This window comes from Proteiniphilum sp. LBM24028, assembly GCF_056629195.1.
In genome coordinates this window covers 2,415,668-2,436,608 of record NZ_CM152817.1, presented here as the reverse complement: position 1 = coordinate 2,436,608, position 20,941 = coordinate 2,415,668, and the positions used below count along the sequence as shown (strand labels likewise).

The 20,941-nt window shown below is 45.9% G+C and carries 27 protein-coding genes and 2 tRNA genes; 18 read left to right on the top strand and 11 right to left on the bottom strand.

Annotation, left to right across the window (positions count from 1 at the left end; genetic code table 11):
• Window positions 1–69 precede the first annotated feature (69 nt).
• Window positions 70–858, top strand: coding sequence for an SDR family oxidoreductase (locus AC1HCU_RS09780; protein ID WP_480365530.1), 789 nt, complete (start codon window positions 70–72; stop codon window positions 856–858).
• Between the two features lie 199 nt (window positions 859–1,057).
• On the opposite strand, the gene AC1HCU_RS09775 is transcribed toward AC1HCU_RS09780, so the two are convergent.
• A complete protein-coding gene (locus AC1HCU_RS09775; protein WP_480365528.1) occupies window positions 1,058–1,423 on the bottom strand; it encodes a hypothetical protein in 366 nt (121 codons plus the stop codon).
• 150 nt (window positions 1,424–1,573) lie between these two features.
• On the opposite strand from AC1HCU_RS09775, the gene AC1HCU_RS09770 reads away from it, so the two are divergent.
• Window positions 1,574–2,947 carry a Gfo/Idh/MocA family protein gene (locus AC1HCU_RS09770; protein WP_480365526.1) on the top strand — a complete coding sequence of 458 codons (1,374 nt, stop codon included), beginning with the start codon at window positions 1,574–1,576 and terminating at the stop codon, window positions 2,945–2,947.
• Window positions 2,948–3,065: 118 nt separating this feature from the next.
• Here AC1HCU_RS09770 and AC1HCU_RS09765 read toward each other — a convergent pair whose 3' ends face one another.
• The 5 genes from AC1HCU_RS09765 to AC1HCU_RS09745 all read right to left on the bottom strand — a co-directional run bounded on the left by AC1HCU_RS09765 (window position 3,066) and on the right by AC1HCU_RS09745 (window position 5,576).
• Window positions 3,066–3,614, bottom strand: coding sequence for an NADPH-dependent FMN reductase (locus AC1HCU_RS09765; RefSeq protein WP_294072130.1), 549 nt, complete (start codon window positions 3,612–3,614; stop codon window positions 3,066–3,068).
• A 134-nt stretch (window positions 3,615–3,748) separates the two neighbouring features.
• Window positions 3,749–4,339 carry an HD domain-containing protein gene (locus tag AC1HCU_RS09760; RefSeq protein WP_480365524.1) on the bottom strand — a complete coding sequence of 197 codons (591 nt, stop codon included), beginning with the start codon at window positions 4,337–4,339 and terminating at the stop codon, window positions 3,749–3,751.
• Window positions 4,340–4,367: 28 nt separating this feature from the next.
• Window positions 4,368–4,781, bottom strand: coding sequence for a hypothetical protein (locus AC1HCU_RS09755; protein WP_480365522.1), 414 nt, complete (start codon window positions 4,779–4,781; stop codon window positions 4,368–4,370).
• Window positions 4,782–4,837: 56 nt separating this feature from the next.
• Window positions 4,838–5,272, bottom strand: a complete 435-nt coding sequence (locus tag AC1HCU_RS09750; RefSeq protein WP_480365520.1) for a nucleoside deaminase — start codon at window positions 5,270–5,272, stop codon at window positions 4,838–4,840.
• Window positions 5,273–5,351: 79 nt separating this feature from the next.
• Window positions 5,352–5,576 (bottom strand): hypothetical protein, encoded by a 225-nt coding sequence (locus tag AC1HCU_RS09745; protein ID WP_480371283.1) that lies wholly within the window; start codon window positions 5,574–5,576, stop codon window positions 5,352–5,354.
• Window positions 5,577–5,741: 165 nt separating this feature from the next.
• On the opposite strand from AC1HCU_RS09745, the gene AC1HCU_RS09740 reads away from it, so the two are divergent.
• The 12 genes from AC1HCU_RS09740 to AC1HCU_RS09685 all read left to right on the top strand — a co-directional run bounded on the left by AC1HCU_RS09740 (window position 5,742) and on the right by AC1HCU_RS09685 (window position 16,273).
• Window positions 5,742–6,104 carry a YraN family protein gene (locus tag AC1HCU_RS09740; protein WP_480365518.1) on the top strand — a complete coding sequence of 121 codons (363 nt, stop codon included), beginning with the start codon at window positions 5,742–5,744 and terminating at the stop codon, window positions 6,102–6,104.
• An 81-nt stretch (window positions 6,105–6,185) separates the two neighbouring features.
• Window positions 6,186–6,548, top strand: a complete 363-nt coding sequence (locus AC1HCU_RS09735) for an MmcQ/YjbR family DNA-binding protein (protein WP_480365516.1) — start codon at window positions 6,186–6,188, stop codon at window positions 6,546–6,548.
• A complete protein-coding gene (locus AC1HCU_RS09730; RefSeq protein WP_480365514.1) occupies window positions 6,532–7,284 on the top strand; it encodes a biotin--[acetyl-CoA-carboxylase] ligase in 753 nt (250 codons plus the stop codon). The genes AC1HCU_RS09735 and AC1HCU_RS09730 overlap by 17 nt, the downstream gene beginning before the upstream one ends.
• Before the next feature lie 99 nt (window positions 7,285–7,383).
• Complete coding sequence (gene pyrH, locus AC1HCU_RS09725) at window positions 7,384–8,091, top strand: UMP kinase (RefSeq protein ID WP_480365512.1); 708 nt, start codon at window positions 7,384–7,386, stop codon at window positions 8,089–8,091.
• Window positions 8,092–8,148: 57 nt separating this feature from the next.
• On the top strand, window positions 8,149–8,706 hold the full coding sequence (gene frr, locus AC1HCU_RS09720) for a ribosome recycling factor (protein WP_480365510.1): 558 nt from the start codon (window positions 8,149–8,151) through the stop codon (window positions 8,704–8,706).
• A 35-nt stretch (window positions 8,707–8,741) separates the two neighbouring features.
• A complete protein-coding gene (rsgA, locus tag AC1HCU_RS09715; RefSeq protein ID WP_480371147.1) occupies window positions 8,742–9,668 on the top strand; it encodes a ribosome small subunit-dependent GTPase A in 927 nt (308 codons plus the stop codon).
• A gap of 3 nt (window positions 9,669–9,671) precedes the next feature.
• Window positions 9,672–11,096, top strand: a complete 1,425-nt coding sequence (cls, locus tag AC1HCU_RS09710; protein WP_480365508.1) for a cardiolipin synthase — start codon at window positions 9,672–9,674, stop codon at window positions 11,094–11,096.
• Between the two features lie 26 nt (window positions 11,097–11,122).
• A complete protein-coding gene (locus AC1HCU_RS09705; RefSeq protein ID WP_480365506.1) occupies window positions 11,123–11,662 on the top strand; it encodes a shikimate kinase in 540 nt (179 codons plus the stop codon).
• A complete protein-coding gene (locus AC1HCU_RS09700) occupies window positions 11,659–12,867 on the top strand; it encodes an alanine dehydrogenase (RefSeq protein ID WP_480365504.1) in 1,209 nt (402 codons plus the stop codon). The genes AC1HCU_RS09705 and AC1HCU_RS09700 overlap by 4 nt, the downstream gene beginning before the upstream one ends.
• Window positions 12,868–13,112: 245 nt before the next feature.
• Complete coding sequence (locus tag AC1HCU_RS09695; RefSeq protein ID WP_480365502.1) at window positions 13,113–13,943, top strand: hypothetical protein; 831 nt, start codon at window positions 13,113–13,115, stop codon at window positions 13,941–13,943.
• A gap of 150 nt (window positions 13,944–14,093) precedes the next feature.
• On the top strand, window positions 14,094–15,053 hold the full coding sequence (locus AC1HCU_RS09690) for a hypothetical protein (protein WP_480365501.1): 960 nt from the start codon (window positions 14,094–14,096) through the stop codon (window positions 15,051–15,053).
• On the top strand, window positions 15,050–16,273 hold the full coding sequence (locus tag AC1HCU_RS09685; RefSeq protein ID WP_480365499.1) for an acyloxyacyl hydrolase: 1,224 nt from the start codon (window positions 15,050–15,052) through the stop codon (window positions 16,271–16,273). Before AC1HCU_RS09690 ends, AC1HCU_RS09685 begins: the two co-directional genes overlap by 4 nt.
• Before the next feature lie 61 nt (window positions 16,274–16,334).
• On the opposite strand, the gene AC1HCU_RS09680 is transcribed toward AC1HCU_RS09685, so the two are convergent.
• The 5 genes from AC1HCU_RS09680 to AC1HCU_RS09660 all read right to left on the bottom strand — a co-directional run bounded on the left by AC1HCU_RS09680 (window position 16,335) and on the right by AC1HCU_RS09660 (window position 19,285).
• Window positions 16,335–17,696, bottom strand: a complete 1,362-nt coding sequence (locus AC1HCU_RS09680) for an MATE family efflux transporter (RefSeq protein WP_480365497.1) — start codon at window positions 17,694–17,696, stop codon at window positions 16,335–16,337.
• 57 nt (window positions 17,697–17,753) lie between these two features.
• A tRNA-Gly gene (locus AC1HCU_RS09675) sits at window positions 17,754–17,826 on the bottom strand.
• 80 nt (window positions 17,827–17,906) lie between these two features.
• Window positions 17,907–17,989: transfer RNA gene (locus AC1HCU_RS09670), tRNA-Tyr, on the bottom strand.
• 97 nt (window positions 17,990–18,086) lie between these two features.
• Entirely contained in the window at window positions 18,087–18,578 is a 492-nt protein-coding gene (gene ribH, locus AC1HCU_RS09665) for a 6,7-dimethyl-8-ribityllumazine synthase (protein ID WP_480365495.1), read from the bottom strand.
• A gap of 2 nt (window positions 18,579–18,580) precedes the next feature.
• On the bottom strand, window positions 18,581–19,285 hold the full coding sequence (locus tag AC1HCU_RS09660) for a tetratricopeptide repeat protein (RefSeq protein ID WP_480365493.1): 705 nt from the start codon (window positions 19,283–19,285) through the stop codon (window positions 18,581–18,583).
• A 253-nt stretch (window positions 19,286–19,538) separates the two neighbouring features.
• On the opposite strand from AC1HCU_RS09660, the gene AC1HCU_RS09655 reads away from it, so the two are divergent.
• From AC1HCU_RS09655 to AC1HCU_RS09640, 4 genes are all read left to right on the top strand, one after another.
• Window positions 19,539–20,102, top strand: coding sequence for a DUF4468 domain-containing protein (locus AC1HCU_RS09655; RefSeq protein ID WP_480365491.1), 564 nt, complete (start codon window positions 19,539–19,541; stop codon window positions 20,100–20,102).
• Between the two features lie 172 nt (window positions 20,103–20,274).
• Window positions 20,275–20,514 carry a 50S ribosomal protein L28 gene (rpmB, locus tag AC1HCU_RS09650; RefSeq protein WP_294072080.1) on the top strand — a complete coding sequence of 80 codons (240 nt, stop codon included), beginning with the start codon at window positions 20,275–20,277 and terminating at the stop codon, window positions 20,512–20,514.
• A gap of 19 nt (window positions 20,515–20,533) precedes the next feature.
• A complete protein-coding gene (rpmG, locus tag AC1HCU_RS09645; protein WP_480365488.1) occupies window positions 20,534–20,722 on the top strand; it encodes a 50S ribosomal protein L33 in 189 nt (62 codons plus the stop codon).
• 14 nt (window positions 20,723–20,736) lie between these two features.
• Window positions 20,737–20,898 carry a DUF4295 domain-containing protein gene (locus tag AC1HCU_RS09640; RefSeq protein ID WP_019539519.1) on the top strand — a complete coding sequence of 54 codons (162 nt, stop codon included), beginning with the start codon at window positions 20,737–20,739 and terminating at the stop codon, window positions 20,896–20,898.
• Window positions 20,899–20,941: the final 43 nt, after the last annotated feature.

Sequence of the window (20,941 nt, the reverse complement as noted above, 5' to 3'; positions counted from 1 at the left end):
ACTGAAGCAAATACTGCAAAATATGCAGCAAGACAGGAGATCCTGTTGTTTTCAGATAAAAGAGTTGGTATGAATTTTAACTTACAGGGAAGAACTGCCATTATCGGTGGAAGCAGCAAGGGGCTGGGCAGGGCGTGTGCGCTGGCACTGGCCGGTGAAGGCGTAAATATCGTATTGTGTGCAAGAGGAGAAGATACATTGCATGAGACGCAGCGGGAGATAGAAGCACTGGGAGTGCAAACCCTCGCGCTGACAGCAGATATGGCCAGTTCGGATGATAATGTACGCATCGTGCGGGAGACAGTAGCCCGTTTCGGAGGAGTGGATATCCTAATAAATAATTCGGGTGGTCCCAAACCGGGGACATTCCGCGAGATCTTTGAGGAGGATCTGGATGAAGCCTACAACGCGGTACTGAAATACAATATCCGGATGATCCGGCTTTGTCTGCCTTACATGGAAAAGAAAGGGTGGGGCAGAATTGTCAATATCACCTCGGTGACCGTAAAAGAACCGGCACCCAATATGGTACTTTCGAATATATTCCGTACTGCCGTGGCCAGTTATGCCAGGACCATCAGCAAGGAGCTAATTGCAAAAGGAATTACCATCAACAATGTGGCACCGGGTTATTTCCGAACCGACAGGGTGACACAGCTGATGAAAGTACGCTCCGAAGTCGAAGGTATTTCTGTGGATGAGTATGAGCAGAAAGCAATCAAGGCTTTTCCGCACCAACGTTATATGGACCCGCAGGAGCTGGGCAGCATGGTGGCTTACCTCTGCTCAGACCAGGCACGCTCCGTGAACGGCACCACGATCCAGATCGACGGCGGCCTGCTCAGCGGGTTACTTTAAATTAGTTGACTGTTTCGCTCATTGTATACAGCTAAAAAAGAGATATTCAGATGTTTTTCGGGGACCCATTGCTCGTGATGCACGTAAAAAGAGTAGCTGTTCGAAGCGAAGCAAGTTCTACTCTTTTAGTGCATAAGAGCAAATATGGGTCGTAAAACATCGACAGTCGATGGTTTAGTTGTATACATACTACTTTTTTTTAAATTTCCTCGTTCGTATACTCTTTTTTGAAACCGATCCAGTAGTCGCCGATTGTCTGCTTCACCTCTCTGTGCAGGATCAACAGCCCGATCAGGTTGGGCACCGTCATAAAGGCCACGGTAAGCATCGAGAGGTTCCAGATGATGGTGGTATCGATAAATGGTTCAAGGATGGCCACCATGCCTTCCGATTTTTTATTATATTTTCCTTTGATGATGCGGATGGCATGCCTGAAATAACGGATCTGTGGAAACTTTAGATAGAGGGTAAAGAAAAAACCGGTACCCAACAACAAGAAAATAAACCAGTTATTCCTACCGATATATTGATGTAAAGTAGTGAAGAACGCATTGATTTGCTGCATAATAGAAGCAGTTTATGTGATATGAAACAAAAAGGCCAAAAATATGGATAATCTTTTAATTAGTTAGTGAAAAATTACTTTAAATAGTAAATTTATTCATTTGAGGAGCAATCTTTATTATCTTTGCGATAACTTTTTTATATAATCATCATGGATAGACGAAATTTTCTGAAAAAATCAGCCATTACAGCAACCGGTTTAAGTCTGACACCATTAATGGGAAAACCCTTTTCTTCCCTGTATGGTCAGTCGGCACCAGGCAACAAAATTAAAATAGGCCTGATAGGTTGTCGAAATCAGGGATGGAGCAATCTCAAAACTTTTCTGCAGTATCCTACAGTGGAATGTATCTCGCTCTGCGATGTGGACGATCAGTGGCTCTACCAGCGCGCGGCAGAATATGAGAAACTCAAAGGCAATAAACCCGCACAGCTGGTGAAGGACTGGCGAAGGGTCATCGACAACAAAGATGTGGACATGGTGATCATTGGTACTCCCGACCATTGGCACTGTCTGCAGATGATTGCCGCCTGTGAGGCAGGAAAGGACGTATATGTGGAAAAACCGCTGGCCAACACCATCGAAGAGTGTGACCTCATGGTCAGGGCTGCACGGAAATATGACCGGATCGTGCAGGTGGGCCAGTGGCAACGTAGCGACCCGCACTGGGATGAAGCTGCGGCCTATGTGCAGAGTGGCGCACTGGGGCGCGTGAGAACCGTAAAAGTATGGGCTTATCAGACCAGTAAGTGGACACTGCCTGTTGTCCCCGATTCGGCTGTTCCCGCCGGTGTGGATTATGATATGTGGCTCGGCCCGGCACCCAAACGCAATTTCAATCAGAATCGTTTCCATTATAACTTCCGTTTCTTCTGGGATTATGCAGGCGGGCTGATGGCCGACTGGGGCGTGCATCTGCTCGATTATGCAATGAAGGGGATGAATGCAGGGCTTCCTTCGTATGTTTACGGGGCCGGCGGGAAGTTCGGTTATCCCGATGATGCCATGGAAACACCCGATACGTTGATGGCGACCTACAAATATCCCGATTTTAATATTATCTGGGATCATGCCTGCGGGATCGGGAACGGGCTCTTCGGATTGCGTGAAGGTGTAGCCTTTTTCGGAGAAAACGGTACGCTCATCCTTACCCGCAGCGGTTGGGAGGTTGTGCCCGAACAAGCAGTCAACAGCCGTAATTTCCCATATTGCTATCCCTGTGACGATGAAAAAAAGCCGAACACCCTTCGCATGGAAGCAATTGAAAAAAGAAAGGGATCGGGCAAAGGCCTCTATCTGCATGCGGGTAATATGCTCAATTGCATGCAGTCACGCAAACTGCCTAATGCCGACATCGCCATAGGTGCCGAAGTGGCGAAACTCAGCCATCTGGCAAATATCTCCTGTAGAGTAGGTAGCGCCCTGAACTGGGACAATAAGACCGGCAAGTTTATCGGTAATGAAGAAGCAAACCGTTTGATAATGGCAAACTACCGCGCTCCGTGGAAATTGCCAAAGGTCTAATGAGAGAGTTGTACAAGGTAATGTCTGATCTTCCGTTTTGAAAGATAACAGGAAAGAGGGTGAAATCACGCGGTGATTCACCCTCTTGTAATGTGGTCATCGAAGTTAATCGCGTTTGTCAGAACCTGTTTACCCAAGCTTCAAAAGCCTGCATGTAATTGCGCAGGAAGGTTCTTGTTTCCTCTTTCAACAATTTTCCGTCTTCTCCGAAAAGCGACATGGTGTTCCCGATATAGGCTTCAGGCTGTTGCATCATGTATACGTTTACAAAGACCATGGGTTGGCGCAGTACGTGATTGGCTCCTTCTCCTCCGAGCGGACTGATGGAGCTGCTCACAATAGCGCCCGGTTTCCCGCCCCAGTTGTTTTGTCCGTAGGGCCTTGAAGCCACGTCAATGGCATTTTTTAATACTCCCGGTATGGAACGGTTATATTCCGGTGTGAAAAAAAGATAACCATCGGCTTCTTTAATTTTTTTACGAAATTCAACCCATTCTGTCGGGGGATTCTGATCGAGGTCTTCATTATAATGTACCAGTTGTCCAATTTCTACCAGCTCCATTTCCAATGAATCGGGGGCCATGGCAATCATTTCTTTGGCCAGTTTCCTGTTATACGACTCTTTGCGTAAACTACCTACCAAAACAGCAATTTTCTTCTTTTTCATTTTTAAGTCTTGTTGATTGTTCGTTATTTCTTTTCCTAAAAGAACAAATGTTCTCTGCACCAATTAATTTTGCATTAGAAAATAATAACATCTGAAATCTTAATTTGTTTAATTGTTAATTTCGATGGGCTATTTTATGTAAGATTGCCATTTTTTCTGGCCATAAAGATCAATTCTTCCAGCAATTCCTGTATTTTTCTCGGCCCTTTTTTAATCCCTTTCAGTGTTGTATGTACCTGCTCCGCGGTAATCTGCGCTTCCCGCCAGCTTGTTCCCTTGCTGTATGTATTCAGCAATACCGGCATAATCTTGTCTACAGATGATGCAAAAATAGCATCGGGCGTTTCTTCCTTTTCGAATTCAAGCCAGATGTCATAATACTCCTTCCCCTGATCGTAAGGCAACAGGCTGAATATCTTTTTTGCAGCCTGATTTTCCCTGTCGAACTTTTTTTTATTGGCTTCCTCATCGAATATGAAAGTGTCACCTGCTTCAATTTCCACCAGATCATGGATGGAGATCATCCTTACAATACGCTGCAGATTGAGCTCATGCTTGTTTTCGGTATATTCAAACAGCAAGAGCGCTGTCAGTATGGTGTGCCATGAATGTTCCGCCGTATTCTCCCGTCGTGAATCATCGGAAATATAGTTGCGGCGGATCACATTTTTCAGTTTGTCCGCCTCCAGGATGAAATCGATCTGCTGCTTCAATCTTCTGTTCATGAGTTTAAATTATTTAAGAGGTACCCGGTCATGGCAGATTTCTTCTGTTAATCCGATTCTCCTGTTTCTGTTTCAGGGAATTGGGTTTCTCTTCGTCTCTCAGGTTCCGTAGAAAATAATGAAAGGTGGTGTCGGGTTTCACCACAATCATTTGAAACTGGTGATGCGGAGGAACAATGACCGGCATGTTGTCGAGGGGGGTGGTTAGGATCCTCTCTTCGGTCATTCTCTCCTGACTCTTTTTCTTCAGGTATTTTTCCCATATGGGGTTTGGAATGGTGTCGCCGGGAAAAAAACGGAGCGTGTCGACAGATGCAATTTTAAAAGGAGGCAAAGTGGACGAGACAGAGTCCCATGCCAACCTTTTTGGCTCTTCTTGTTGTGACATCAGATTCACGCCATAAAGCCCGAGCAGCAACGAGATCAGAATGAGCTTTTTCATATCATGCGATTTAGGTATAACAAATATATGTTTTACGAATCACATTTCCAAACAGATTATCTGAAACGGGCAAAAAAAAGTTTCATTAGATCGGCACAGTCATCTGCCATAATCCCGGAGGTTATGCTGGTTTTGGGATGCAACAGATGAGTGGAGATGCGTGAATATCCTCTTTTTTCGTCCGGGGCGCCATAGACCACACGCGAAATCTGCGCCCACCGAAGTGCCCCCGCACACATGGGACATGGTTCTATCGTGACATAGAGTGTACAATCGGTCAGATATTTTCCACCCATCACATTGGCAGCAGCAGTAATGGCTTGCATCTCGGCGTGGGCAGTCACATCATTCAGTATCTCCGTGAGGTTGTGCGCTCGGGCAATAATACGCTGGCCAGACACCATCACGGCTCCTACTGGAACCTCTCCCTTGTCGAAAGCCTTGTGGGCCTCCTGAAGTGCCTGCCGCATAAAATACTCATCGTCTAACATGCTGTGATCCTGCTTATTTTAAACTGCCTGTTACAGTAATCCGTTTCTTCTTCGTCACCCCCCCCTGTGCTTGCGGTTCCTACCGGCGCATCTCGTTTTCTTCGAACAGTGTGGGATAATCCTGATCCATATTTTTGAGAATGTGATTGAGGACAGTCTCACGAAACCATCGTGAGCGGTTGGTGATCCTGTATTTTTTCAGATAGAAGCCAATCAGTTCATGTTCTTCATCGCTCAGCATAAACTCTGCCTTCCTGGTGCGTGGCTTCTTCCCTCCTTGCAACTTATAACTTTTTGTCCTCATGAAAAACCATTGTATTTCTCATCGAAACTGCCCTGCCTGAAAATAATGTAAACAGTCGCTTTTCCTTTGCTGATACAAAAAAACAAAATATTTTCGCCAAAAAGAAGTATTTACAGCCTAAATTTGTATTTTTACGAAGTTATAGGGCTTTTCTACCGTAAAAAGATGGCTGATCACAATGTGCTGGGATGGAAAGGAGAGGAGGCCGCGGTGAACTACCTGACCTCCAAAGGCCACCGTATTGTGGCTAAAAACTGGAGATTCAATGGTTATGAAGTTGATATTATTTCGGAAGATGGTGAATATGTCGTTTTCGTGGAAGTGAAGACACGTACATCGTTATCCTGGGGTAACCCCGAAGATTTCATCGGAAAACAGCGTATGCGGCGCATGATACAAGCTGCCGGGATTTATCTGAAGCTGAACTGCATCGATAAGCCTGCCCGGTTCGATATTGTCGCCGTAATCAGTGACAGGCAGCATTTTGAGCTGGAACATATCGAAGATGCCTTTTTGCCTTTTTTGTAAATGTTTTTTGCAGCTGAACACTGTATTCCTGAAGGTTTTCTGCTGCCCTGCAAACGGGTGACAGACTTACAGAGAAAGACAATGAATATAGAAGAACTTTTCGATTATTGCATGACCATTCCCGGAGCCGAGGCAACCACACCTTTCAACGAGGTGACCATCGTGATGAAGGTGATGGGGAAGATGTTTGCAATGATTCCTACCGATAGCGACCGTGTATGCATCACATTGAAGTGCAATCCCGAAAAGGCCGTGAAATTGCGCGAGGAATATGGATGTGTGGAGGGTGCCTTTCACATGAACAAGACATACTGGAATACCATCTGGCTGGATGGTAATATGCCGGAAAAAGAAATCAAAAAATGGATCAATCACTCAGTCGAGGAAGTGGTGATGAAATTATCCAAAAAATTACAACAACAGTATTATGGGTCAGTTAGATAAAGATTGCCTTACTATTCGGGTAGATGAGGTTGATTCTACCAACCTTTATTTGAAAAGGCTTGCCAGAAAAGAGCATCCCGAAGAGGGGACGCTGGTGATGGCGGAGTATCAGACCGCGGGACGGGGACAAACGGGTACATCCTGGTTTTCTACAAAAGGTGAGAACCTGATGTTCAGCCTGCTTATCTATCCAAAAGAGGTGGAGGCTGTCAAACAGTTTATTATTTCCCGAATAGCTTCCCTGGCGGTAAAAAATACCCTCGACCAGTTTACTGACGACATCCGCATCAAATGGCCCAACGACATCTACTGGAAAGACAAAAAGATTGCCGGAATGCTCATAGAGAACGATATTCAGGGAAAACATATTGAGAATTCAGTAATTGGTATTGGTATCAACATCAACCAGCAAAGCTTCCCGCCCGAACTGCCAAATCCAGTATCGTTGCGACAGATCACAGGGTCGGTTCAGGACAGGGATTACATCCTTGAGACGTTTATGCGCGAATTTTCTCTGTTGTACCGCGATCTGCAGCAGGGAGAGAGTGGGGTGATCGAGGATGAATATATGCTCGACCTCTATCGGGTAAATGACTATTACTGGTTTGAAGACGAACAGGGTAAATTTCAGGCGATGATTGAAGATGTCATGCCGTCGGGACACCTGCTGTTGCGGACACTCGATGGCGATGATGTGCGGAAGTATGCTTTCAAGGAAGTCTCATTTGTAGATTGAGATGCAAGCCGATGATCTTTGAATGCTTACAAGGCTGATCGATGACACTGATATGCTTTCACATGAAAAACTGACCACTGGTCGCTAAAAATAAAACATATGCAATTTAAACGAATATTATTGAAACTGAGCGGAGAGTCGCTCATGGGTGGTAAACAGTATGGGATAGATGAAATCCGTCTCGAAGAATACGCCCGACAGATAAAAGAGGTAGCCCGGATGGGCGTGCAATTGGGTATAGTAATAGGAGGAGGCAACATCTTCCGCGGACTGAGTGGTACCTCCAAAGGATTCGACCGGGTGAAGGGCGACCAGATGGGGATGCTGGCCACTGTAATTAACAGCCTGGCGTTAAGCTCGGCACTGACCTCATTGGAACAAAAGAACCACGTTTTTACTGCCATTCGTATGGAGCCGGTGGGTGAGCTTTATTCCAAGTGGAAAGCCATTGAAGCAATGGAACGGAATGAAGTGGCCATCATTGCCGGTGGTACAGGGAACCCCTTCTTTACTACCGATACGGCATCTGCCTTGCGGGGTGTTGAGATCGAAGCCGATGCCATGTTCAAGGGAACCCGAGTAGATGGCGTTTACACGGCTGACCCGGAGAAAGATCCCATGGCCACCAGGTTCCGTACCATCACCTTTGATGAGGTATATGAGCGGGGACTCCGGGTGATGGACCTAACCGCCACCACGTTGTGCAAAGAAAACAACCTGCCTGTCGTGGTCTTCGATATGGACAGCTACGGCAATTTGAAAAAGGTAATTGAAGGCGAAGATATTGGTACATTGATTCATTTGTAGGAGCCATTTAAAATATTTTCACTATTTTTGTTTCCACAAACAACAATTAAATTACCTATGGATACAACGACAATCAGAAAAGATGCCGAGGAGAAAATGCAGATGACCCTCGAATTTTTGGAAGAAACCTTTTCCCGCATCAGGGCGGGCCGGGCCAATGCACACATTCTTGACGGGATACGCGTGGAGTATTACGGCAGCCTGGTTCCCCTTTCGAACGTGGCCACGGTGACCACACCCGATGCGAAGACCATCATGGTACAACCCTGGGAGAAAAATATGTTGAGGGTGGTGGAAAAGGCCATCCAGGACTCCGACGTGGGAATTACCCCCGAGAACAATGGTGAGGTGATCCGACTGGGAATACCGCCTCTCACCGAAGAACGTCGTAGACAACTGGTGAAGCAGACCAAGCAGGAAGCCGAGGAAGCCAAGATCAGCATCCGCAATGCACGTCGCGAAGGTATCGATGAAGTGAAAAAGGCGGTGAAGGAAGGACTCCCCGAAGACATGGGGAAGGATGGAGAAAACGAACTGCAGAAACTCCATGACGTGTATATAAAAAAGGTGGACGAGAAGTTTGCAGCAAAGGAGAAAGAAATTCTCACCGTCTGATGGAGCAGGAGGGCGGAGAAAGTAACCTGAAAGGTATGAAAGGCCGTGTCATTAAGAATACCGGCAATACCTATCTCGTACGCACAGCGAGCGGAAGCGACCTTGTCTGCAAAGCCAAGGGAAACCTCCGCCTGAAAGGCATCCGCAGCACAAGCCCCGTGGTGGTGGGCGACATGGTATTCATGGATGTAAATCGTGATGGTACCGCCTTTATCACCGATATCGACGAACGCAAAAATTATATCGTACGCAAAGCTTCCAACCTCTCCAAACATGCTCACATCCTGGCATCGAATATCGACCTGGCTCTCCTGTGCATCACGGTTCGCTATCCGGAAACCACCACGGTATTTATCGATCGGTTCCTGGTGACTGCTGAAGCATACTCCGTGCCTGTTGTCCTGGTTTTCAATAAAATTGATCTTTACAACGAAGAAGAGAAGGAGTACCTGCAGGCGCTAACCCATCTTTACTCGGTAATTGGTTACCGTTGTATAAAGACATCCATGATTACGGGTGAAGGAGTGGAGGAGATCCGTGAGATTACCCGTGACGAGATAATCCTGCTGGCAGGACATTCAGGTGTAGGAAAATCGAGTATTATTAACGCCTTGAAAAAGGAAAACGTGCAAAAAACAGGCGAGATATCCGGCTATCATCATAAGGGGATGCATACTACAACCTACTCGGAGATGATTGAACTGGATAATGGCGGATTTATCATCGACACACCCGGTATCAAAGGATTTGGTACCATCGACATGGTGCCGGCAGAAGTTTCCCATTATTTCCCGGAAATATTCAAAATGTCGGAGAAGTGCAAATTCTACAACTGTATGCACCTGAACGAACCGGAATGTGCCGTCCTAAAAGGGGTGGAAGAACATTACATCAGTGAAAGCCGATATCATTCTTACCTAAATATTCTGGAAGACACTGGCGCAGATAAATATCGTTTATAAAGCATGCAAATCAACGCGACATTCATCCTGATACTGGAGATACTTTACCTCCTCACGGTGGTAGGAATCGTGGTAGTGGTGATTTCGGAGAACCGCAATCCAATTAAAACTGTCGCGTGGGTGATGGCTGTGGTCTTTCTGCCTTTCATCGGCATCATCTGGTATGCCATTTTCGGACAGGATGTCACCAAAAAGTATCTTATATCAAAGAGGATGTACAGCAAGTTGAAGAAACGTCCGCTGGATGAGATGGAAACACCTGTTGAGGTCTCCGTCCCGGAAGAACATGTCAACCTGGTGAATTTGCTGAAAAATATGGATTATACCCCCCTTCTCGGTGGAAACAATGTGAAACTGTTCACTCACGGCAGGGATAAATTTGAGAGCCTCCTTGACGACATAAAAAAAGCAAAAAAACACATCCATGTGGAGTATTATGTTTTCATGGATGATGAAATAGGATGTAAATTTCAGGAAGCACTGATCCAAAAGGCCATAGAGGGATTGGAAGTACGTATTATTTACGACAGTTTCGGTTCACGGAAGGCAAAGAAGAGATTCTTCGAGGAGTTCCGCATGGCTGGAATTGAAACGGAACCTTTTCTTAAACTTACCTGGTCGGCATTCTCTTCGCGGCTGAACTACCGGACACACCGGAAAATAGTGGTGATCGACGGCCAGATAGGCTATACGGGAGGTATGAACATTGCAGACCGGTATTTACACGGTTTCAATTGGGGCCCCTGGCGTGATACCCATGCCCGCATAGAGGGAAAGGGAGTGCAGGGATTGCAGTCGGTCTTTCTGATCGACTGGTATTTTGTTTCCCAAACGCTGATCACCTCACGCGATTATTTTCCCATGCTCGACAATTTTGGCGAATGTCCCATGCAAATTGTCAATAGCGGACCTCTGAGCGAGGAAAACGAGATTTCATACGGTATTACACAGGCTATATATGAAGCACGTCAGTCCATCTTCATTCAAACACCCTATTTCCTGCCACCCGACACCATGGTACATGCCCTCCAGGCGGCTGCACTGAGGGGAGTGGATGTGCGGCTGATGCTGTCGGAGCGTTCCGATGTGGCCCTGGTGCAGCAGGCCTCGCGCTCCTACTTCAAGGAGATGTTGCATGCCGGCGTGAAAATTTATCAGTACAGGAAGGGTTTCCTGCATGCCAAAATGATGGTGTTCGACCATTCGCTCACCCTCCTGGGATCGGCCAACTTCGATTCGCGAAGTTTCGATCAGAATTTCGAAGTGGAGGCTTTTATATACGACAATGAGCTTGCGAAGAAGGCGGAAGATATCTTTACCGATGATCAGCGCCATTGTCAGCAGATAACGCAACGGGAATGGTTGAAACGCCCGGTAACAAGACATTTTTTTGAATCATTGCTGCGGCTTTTTGCACCTTTGTTGTAATTAGCTGATTACTGACCGCTAAAATTATGGAACGAATTTTTATAATAGGATATATGGGGTCAGGAAAAACCACGGTAGGTAAGCTGCTGGCCAAATCATTGTCGCTGGAATTTATCGATCTGGACGCCTATATCGAGAACAAATACAGAAAGTCGATTGTAGCTCTTTTTGCAGAGAAAGGGGAACAGGTTTTCCGAAGAATTGAGAGTCATGCGCTGCAGGAAGTGTCAGCCTTTGAGGATGTGGTGATTTCCACCGGCGGAGGAGCACCCTGTTATTTCGATAATATGGCGCTGATGAACCGGACCGGTACCACCATCTATATTGAAGCCTCCCCCGAAGAACTCGCCGCCCGTCTGCAGGCATCCAAGACGGTACGCCCACTTATTGCCGGAAAAACGGATGAGGAGCTTATTCCGTTCATCAGGGAACATTTGGCACAAAGAGAGCGTTATTACAACGGTGCACATATTGTTTACCATACCGACCGTATGATTACAAAAAAAGAAATTCATCTAACGGTACTGGGTATTGAAGAACTATTAAGTAACAGAAAAAAAGCATGATCCACGACTCCCTAAAAAGCACCTCTTTCATCGTACGTGAACTAATGCTGAAAGCTGAAAAGCAGAAAGTATCCCTGGTTATCGGCATACCCGCAGAGAGTCAGGCTGAGGAAAGACGGGTGCCACTTACCCCGGAAACTGTCTCTTTACTGGTTTCAGCGGGGTACAGAATATTGTTTGAAGCGGGAGCAGGACTCTCCATCAACTACTCAGATAGTTACTATGCCGAATCGGGGGCAGAGATTGTAGAGACAGCCATGGAAGTCTTTCAGGCCGACCTGATCCTGAAGATATTACCTCCCACGCTCGGAGAGGTTCAGATGATGCGACCGCGAACCACCGTTTTCTCGTTTCTCTACCTGCATAAGTTCACCAAACCATTACTGGAACTGATGTCCGAGAAAAAAATTAATGCACTCGCTTACGAACTCATTTATGATGAAACCGGCGTGTCGCCCTTTGTAACTTCTATCTCCGAAATTGAAGGAGCTTCCTCCATCACGCTGGCAGCAGAGCTGTTAAGCAATGCCCATGGCGGTAAGGGAATCCTTCTTGGCGGTATCCCCGGCATATCACCCACCGAGGTGGTAATCATTGGTGCCGGTGTGGCCGGCACCATGGCAGCACGCGCCGCCTTGGCCCTGGGAGCCGTGGTGAAGGTATTCGACGATGACATCCTGAAACTGCGTAATATCAGGCATGAGCTGGGAAGCCCGCTTTTCACCTCCACACTTCAGCCCAATGTATTAAGAAATGTATTTCGCTCGGCCGATGTGGTGATTGGCGCCATGCAGTACATTAACAAAACCCATTTTTACCGTATCTCCGAAGATCTTGTCCGGGAGATGAAGCGAGGATCTCTTATCATCGACTTGCGTATGGCTCAGGGAGGATGTTTTGAAACCACCATGGAGGCCTGTCTGCCTGATCATCCGGCCATCTTTGAAAAACAAGGCGTACTGCATTTCTGTGAAATGAGCCTTAGCGCACGCGTGGCTCGTACTGCCTCCATCGCGTTAAGTAATATCTTTGTCTCTTTGTTCACAGGCATGGGAGACTGTGGTGGTGTGGCTCACTTTGCACGTTTCGACCGGGGCTTCGCCTCCGGTTTCTACATGTATGCCGGAAAAATGGTCAATTCCTACGTAGCCAACCATTTTAACTTTCCTGTTGCCGACATCAGCCTCTTTCTGCACGGGTATTGATATTCATTTTTAATTCACAGTTGTATATCTCTATCAATTGTATTATTTTCAATAATGCAAATACACAATACACATATCCGATACGGGCGGTTAATTGTATCATCGAACAGGGAAATCGAATGATTAGTTTTTGTTAACATTTAATGATGCAGCAATTCTCCATATTCTGCGTCTGTAGTAATGGTTAATTCTCATTGTAAGTCGCATACAAATCAATAGATAATCTTTTAAAATATTATATCAATATGAACATCCGTCAAAAAAGCAAATTGCTTTTCCAATTCATCATTATTGTCGTGTTGATCACAAGTTGTGATAAGACAGAGCCTCAATCGCTCTCTTTCTACGATGACTATCGTGAAGTGCCCATTCACGGAACCGTTATGATCGGTCCGAAAACAGGCAGCGGAAACTACACGCTTGAAGTTCAAAATCCGTTTCTCTTATCCGCCGAAGTAGAGAATGGATGGTCAAGCCCATCAGGGATGATTGCCGTTCGCGGCCTGCTTACCGGTAAGACAGCGCTTACCGTTACCGACAATGCAACCAATGAGTCTCAAGAAATCAGAATTAAAATAACCGACAATTATGAAACGCTAGGCATCTCTGAATCTATTCTCGAAGACAAAGATGCGGAATTTCCTCCCACATTGAAGAACATAGAGTTTATTGTCCTTGTAAACAACAAGGAACGAAGTCTTTATCTAATTAATAGAGAACGGATCTCATTAACCGATTATGTGTTGAAGGTGAGAGGAAAAGGAAATTACCATTTCATGAACAAGGATGATGGATACCACTTGGTATTGTCGTATCCTGTTGATGAAGAGAAACAACCTACGCTCAATGAGATATCAACAACACATGTTACATCCAGCTATATGCTGGAAATTCCCGATTATGCACTCCACCGGTTAAATCAAAATCTCAACCTGGGCTTTGAGACCTCAATGCCTGAAAGGGCGGATGAAATCGTCAGATTAGAAGAAACAGTGATACAGATGGAAGAGGCAGAAAAAGGATATAAATTACAAGCTGGGCTGACCATCATAGAAATGCCTGTCGGTTTTTTATAGAAAAACAGGTTGATGCATGCATCAAACAGACCGGAATTTCAGACCCCAATCCGGATTCGGCTCAAGGTCGTAAGTTCCTGAAAGTTGTGATGAAGGGTGCATGTACATGGATTGACTCAGGGATCTGCAGGAAATAGAAAGAAATAAAATATGGGGATCAAAATATACAAGCTGCTGTTCATGAGCACGCTGATGCTACTGACCGGCTGCAACGGCGATATTTTTGTGGAAGATTTTCTTCCCGGAGAACAGATTGATGTTGTACTTTCGGAAACGGACAACAGAAAGGAAATCAATTTTAAGTCAGACAACTGGAGGCTGCTTGAGGTCGTGTCTTTTATGAGCTATCACTTTGCTATCGAGGCATATACCATCGATGGTGAGCCCGTCTCTTTTTCTTTCGATGAAAAAGAACCGGCTATTGTTCATTGCTTGAGCGACTTTCTAGATTTCCGTGTAGAGAAAAGAGGCGGCAACAAACTGCAGCTTACACTCAATGAAAATCTCATGAATGAGGATGTGACCATGCTGATCAGAGTGGGCAATGATTACAATCAACAACAGATCAAGCTTCTGCTGGCTCCCACAAGTAAATATCAAATAGATAGCGTAGCATATAACTGGAAGGAATTTAAAATTCATGAAGGTGTTGTCAAGGAGATGGAATCCATCACAATTGACAACAAGCTCTCCACACCTATAACCTTTGTGGTTTATCCGTTTCGAAAATCCGCGCGTGAAATTCAGTTTCATGACCCTACGATTGTCTGGGAAGAAGGACTGTTCAAACGGTTGCTTGGTACCACGCTCCCCGATATTGTCATCCCTGATATTGTTGACTCAAAACCCGTATTACATGACACCAAAGTGCCTTTTGGAATTAAGGAACAGGAGCTTGAAACATCATTGGACAAGGAGTTGTCGGTAGAGGTGACCGTTGATGCCTACGACAAGAGAAGAGTACGGACATTTAATGACATGGAGAGATATTTCGTACCCTATAAGTTGTATGTTTCCAATCCTAAAACAGGTAAAAAACGTATCTTTTCGGGAGAACTCACCAGTAGTCGTCCTACGGATTATTTTATCCTAAAAACAAAAGTTGAATGAAAATAAGAATAAATAATGGAGCCCTAAAATCCTCCTTATGCACCATATTGTTGCTATTCATTGCCGTAGACTCTTTTGCCGGTAAAAGCGACTCCACTTCAACAAAAATCACACACATGATCGGTGCCGATTTGAGGCCGGGATATCTGTTCCCTACGCATGAATTCTTCAAAGGCTCCAACCGTGCAGGACAGAGAATGAACTCTACTCTTTCCGGTCATCTGAAGTACGGTTTCAAGTTCTCTGACAACACATATCTGGGTAGGCAATATCCTTATGCCATACAAGGTATCGGAATCGCTTACAATACATTCTTCAACTCTTCCGAACTGGGAAATCCCATCAATGTTTATCTCTTCCAGACGTCAAGAATAGCGAGCATTACCCCCGACTTGTCATTCGATTATGAATGGAACTTTGGCGCAGCTTTCGGTTGGAAGCAATATGATGAAGAGGAAAATCCGCTCAATATGGTCGTCGGTTCAAAAATTAACGCCTATATTAACCTTGGATTTCTCTTGAACTGGCAAATGACACCAAGTACCTATCTGCGTGGCGGGGTGGGGGTGACACACTATTCCAACGGAAATACCAGTTATCCCAACTCAGGGGTGAATACAATCGGAGCCTCCATAGGTGTAGCACACTTTTTTGGAAACAATAGAGAAAACAGGTTCTCCTATTTCCCGTCTCAGAATCACGCATTGAATTCGTATGTTACCTATGACCTCATTGTTTATGGGGCTACACGGAAAAAGGGCATCTTTCCTGAAGATCAAAGCCCGATGCTAGTTCCCGGCTCGTTTGGAATTGCAGGATTGAACCTCAATCCATTGTATCATTTCAGCAATTATTTTCGTGCCGGTATTTCTCTCGATCTGCAGTATGATGAAAGTGCCAACATCGGCAAACATATAGCCAATACATATATTCCTTCTGAGCCTGAAGAACTTAGATTCTACAGGCCTCCCTTCAGGGAACAGTTTTCGGCAGGGCTCTCACTGCGTGGGGAAATTGTCATGCCCATCTTCTCAATTAACCTGGGTATTGGAAAAAACTTTTTGTGCAAGGGAGATGATACGAACTCATTTTACCAGACTTTTGTACTCAAGACCCATATCACTCATAACATATTCCTCCATACAGGCTATCAGCTATACCGTTTTAAAGATCCGAACAACTTGATGATGGGATTGGGCTATCGATTCAATACCAAATAAACAGGAAAATAACGCGCTACTTGTACCCGTTAACCGGCTGACTAGAACGGACCAGAAATACCTACCATGCTCTCTTCCTGCGCAGCACCATGTACCAGGTCAGCAGGATCACTCCCTTAAAGAAAGAGGTGATGGATATGGCCCACCAGACGCCCGTCACCCCGATACGCGCACCCAGAAATAGCGCCAGAGGAATACGCAATGTATTGAACGCCACGCTGATGATGGCAGGAGGGGTAGTCCTGCCCAACCCGTTGAAAATGCCCTGGGTGGTGATCTCCAGCATCATGAAGAGCTGCGAGAAACCAAGGATCAGCAGGTAATCACCCCCGGCGATGTATGCCTCTCTCTCTGGAACAAACATTGAAAAGATCCACTCGCCACGGAAGATAAAGGCGGCAGATACAATGCTGCCCAGAAGTCCCATCATTGTCAGCGTATAGCGGAAGGCGCGACCGGCTCGCAGCATCTTGCCCGCTGCAAAGTTTTGTGCCACGAAGCTGCCCAATGCCGTGGCAAAGCCGTTGGAGGTGTTCCATGTGATCCCCTCAATCTGACCTCCGGTGGTCTGGCTGGTGATACCCAGATGGCCGCCGTAGAGCGAAGCGGTGCGTGCCAGGTTCATGTTGATGAAAGCAAAGTAAACGTTCATCGCAGCCACAGGCAATCCTAGCTTCAGGATGTTGAGGGTATAGCGCCTGCGCGGACGGATCAGAAAGCGGAAACGGCCAAGCAGGCCATCTCTCCGCTTGAGATGATGCGTGAAGAGCAAAAGTACCACCCCCTGCGAGAGTACCGTGGCCAGCGCGGCACCCCGTACACCCATCGCCGGAAGAGGTCCCATCCCGAATATCAGCAGCGGATCGAGCACAATGTTGAAAATCAGTCCGATCGCATTGAGATAGAAGGGAATGTCACTTCGACCGGAGCCGATATAGATACCGGAAAAGTTGAGGATCAGGAACATGATCGGTATGCCGGGAGCGATGATTCGCAAATAGCCAACAGCATCTGCTGCGATAGAGTGCTCCAGCCTGTAGAAAGAGACATAAGGGTGGGGAAAGAGGAGGAAGAGGATGCCAAAGATGAGACCTATTGACAATGCAAGTGTGGTGGTGTGGGAAGCGTAGAGCGATGCATGGTCAAGCCGCCGTGCCCCGATCGACTGGCCAATGGAGATCTCGGCACCCACCTTGGAGATGAGTGCCACCGAGTTCATCATCCACATCAGCATGCCGATGGAGCCCACTGCCGCTACCGAGCGACTGCCCAGCCGCCCTATCCAGAGGATATCGACCAGGTTGTAGGTCATCTGGATGAAGCTGATGGCCATCAGCGGCAACGCCAACTGAAGCAGCTGCCTGAAGATGCTACCCCTCGTCAGATCACGGATGTTGGGAGTGTGTACTGGTGACTCTTTCATACGATGGTGTGATACAAAAAAAGGAAGTAACCCTTTTCAATGTTACTTCCCCTTGAGAGCGGAAGACGGGACTCAAACCCGCGACCCTCAGCTTGGAAGGCTAATGCTCTATCAACTGAGCTACTTCCGCAAAATTGATTTGATGATGTGGCTATTGGCTAATGAGAAATCATCGAATCAGCAAATGTTCAAATCATCGAATCGTAACCGTGGGCAGTGATGGATTCGAACCACCGAAGGCGTAAGCCAGCTGAGTTACAGTCAGCCCCATTTGGCCACTCTGGTAACTGCCCTTTTGTACATACAAGACCTGGTGAAAGCCGGAGTCTGTGTCAAACTCGCCTGAACAGCGCCGAAGCGCATCCTATTCTTGTACAAAGATACAATAAATTATTGGTATTTTTCCCTGAGGGCGATCATTTTTAATGCAGTGATTGCCGCTTCATCCCCTTTGTTTCCGTGTCTACCACCCGCTCTGGCCTTTGCCTGGTCAAGTGTGTTGGTGGTGAGTAATCCGAAGATCACGGGAACATTTTGAGTAAGATTCAGTTGGGTAGTTCCCTCCGTTACGCCGTTGCAGACAAAGGTGAAATGGGGAGTCTCTCCCTGTATTACACATCCCAGAATGATCACACAGTCTACATTGCCTTTTTCTGTCAACACCTTTGCACCGTAAGTCAGTTCAAAACTTCCGGGAACATGTTCTATCAGAATGTCGTCGGTTGATACTCCGAACTTAAGCAGTGTGTCAGTCGCTCCGCGCAAGAGGCTTCCCGTCACGGACGAGTTCCATTCCGACACCACGATGCCAATTCTTTTTCCGTTTCCCGAGGGAACCTGTTTCGGATCGTATGACGAAAGATTATTCAGTTCGGTTGCCATTTTTATTTCGATTCTTTTAGCAGTTCTGCCTGTTTGATGTATTTGTCGGCTTCCTGTGCTTCGGGGGTGTTTATGTACTGTTCCTTGATACGGGTGAAGGTCTCTATTGCTTTGTCATAATCAGGGAGACTCAGATAGGCTTCTCCCGCTTTTTTCAGATATATTGGCGTCAGCATCTGGTCGCCGGCTTCTTTGGCTGCCGTCAGGAAAAAAGAAATGGCTTCAGCAGCGTTGCCCATATTCATGTGCACATCGCCTATGGCGCCAGTGATGGCCGGAGTGATGAGTAAATCGCCCCCCTTGAATTTTTTCAGGTGCTCGAGCGCCTTTTCGTTGTTGCCAAGGCGATTGTACGATATGCCTGCATAGGCGTGTGCCAGGTCGGCCGTGCGGGTACCCTTGTACTGACTGATTATCGATTCAAAACCAACGTAATCGTTGCCGTTACCAAAAAGTGCCAGGGAATCCTGCCCCTCCTGGAAATAACGCTCACCCTTGAAGATGGCTGTCTGTGCTTTCTCGTTACGGGGCACCTTATATAAATAATGGTATGCCAGAAATGCACCTACCAAAACAATGACGATGAGCAGCCCGGTTAGAATGACTTTCTGGTTCTTCTCCAAAAACTGTTCCGATGTGGTTAAAGCTTCACCGATATTTTCGAAATTTTTCTCAGCCTTCGATTCGTTCGTTTTTTTTGCAGACATGATTGTTGAAAAATGTGACGTTATTTTTTGAGATGCAAAAGTAATGGTTTTTAAATGATAAATAAAATTTAAAAGACTGTTTTTTGTAAAAACGACACGGCGGATTAATCTTTTTTGTACGTTTGCAGTCTTAGGAACAGTTGCCGGTCTGTTTTTCGATAACGAAGTGTTCGACATGATGTAACAAAATGTACTTGAGTCCGTCTTATAGGAAAGGGTCCGAAAAATAAAAGAGATAGAAAAGAAAAGGAATATGAAAAAATATATACTTACATTCATCATTCTGGTCGCAAGTCTGTTCCACATAGAAGGGCAGATTGATGCTGGCTTCACTAACGTGCCGGTTGTAAACGGAAAAGTGGTGTTTGAACAGTTCATCCCTGCCGAGCCGGTGGGAAATGCAAATCCACGCTACACGAAATTGCAGGACTGGACCAGAAAGACCTTTGCGGGGAGTCCTCTTTTGTCGGGTATTCGTTATGATGACAAATCCCAGACTGTCACGGTAAGCTCGAAGGCTGAGCTTAATCTGCCGGCAAACAAATCGGGAGCGCAGGAGAGCATGATCATGAGTTACCGGTTTGATGCGACTGTCACCAACGCCGGATGTGTCCTTGTGTTGCGTGATATTACATATCAGAATGCACGCAGGGAAGCAGGGTCATTTTTCCCTAAAATATATACAGCCGAGGAGACCATTACCGATCAGGCCTTGACACTCAAGGGCGTTGAGAATGAACTGAAAAACAATCTGCGAAAAGAAACACTTCGTGTGCTCAACAAGCTTTATGCCGATCTTTTGGAAGCATTGCGTTAAAAAGTATCCCGCCGTTTGATGACAGAAACGGCTGATTCTGTCAAAATTATATCAAAATTAATTTGCCCGAAGCTTTGGTAAATTAAAAATATATGCTTAATTTTGCGCCCTGATTTGTCGGGAAGATTGCGTTCCGAACTGAAAGTAAACAATAAATACACAATATACAGCAATGTCTAAGATTTGTCAAATAACAGGAAAAAGAGCAATGGTTGGCAACAACGTTTCTCACTCTAACAAGAAGACGAAACGCAAATTCAACGTAAATTTGTTCACAAAAAAATTTTATTGGGTGGAAGAAGATTGCTGGATCAGCCTGAGCATTTCGGCATCCGGTTTGCGCACCATCAATAAAATCGGTTTGGATGCAGCCTTGAAACAAGCTGCTGCGAAGGGATTTTTAAACGCATAACGAGAAGGAGAAAGCAGCAATGGCAAAAAAAGCAAAAGGGAACAGGGTGCAGGTGATTCTGGAATGTACTGAGCACAAGCAGAGCGGTATGCCCGGTACATCCCGGTATATTACCACCAAAAATAGAAAAAATACGACCGAGCGCCTGGAATTGAAGAAATACAATCCGGTGCTCAAGAAAATGACTGTTCACAAAGAAATAAAGTAAAAACAGGATAAACTATGGCAAAAAAAGCAGTTGCGGGTTTCCGCGATAAAAATACAACCACCGGGCGCAGTCACACCAAAGTAATTAAAATGGTGAAATCACCCAAGACGGGTGCGTACAGCTTCAAAGAAGAGATGATACTGAACGATCAGGTAAAGGATTATTTTTCGAAATAAACATTACCCGCTGTGTTTCCAATATCTGCCCGGGATAAAGAAC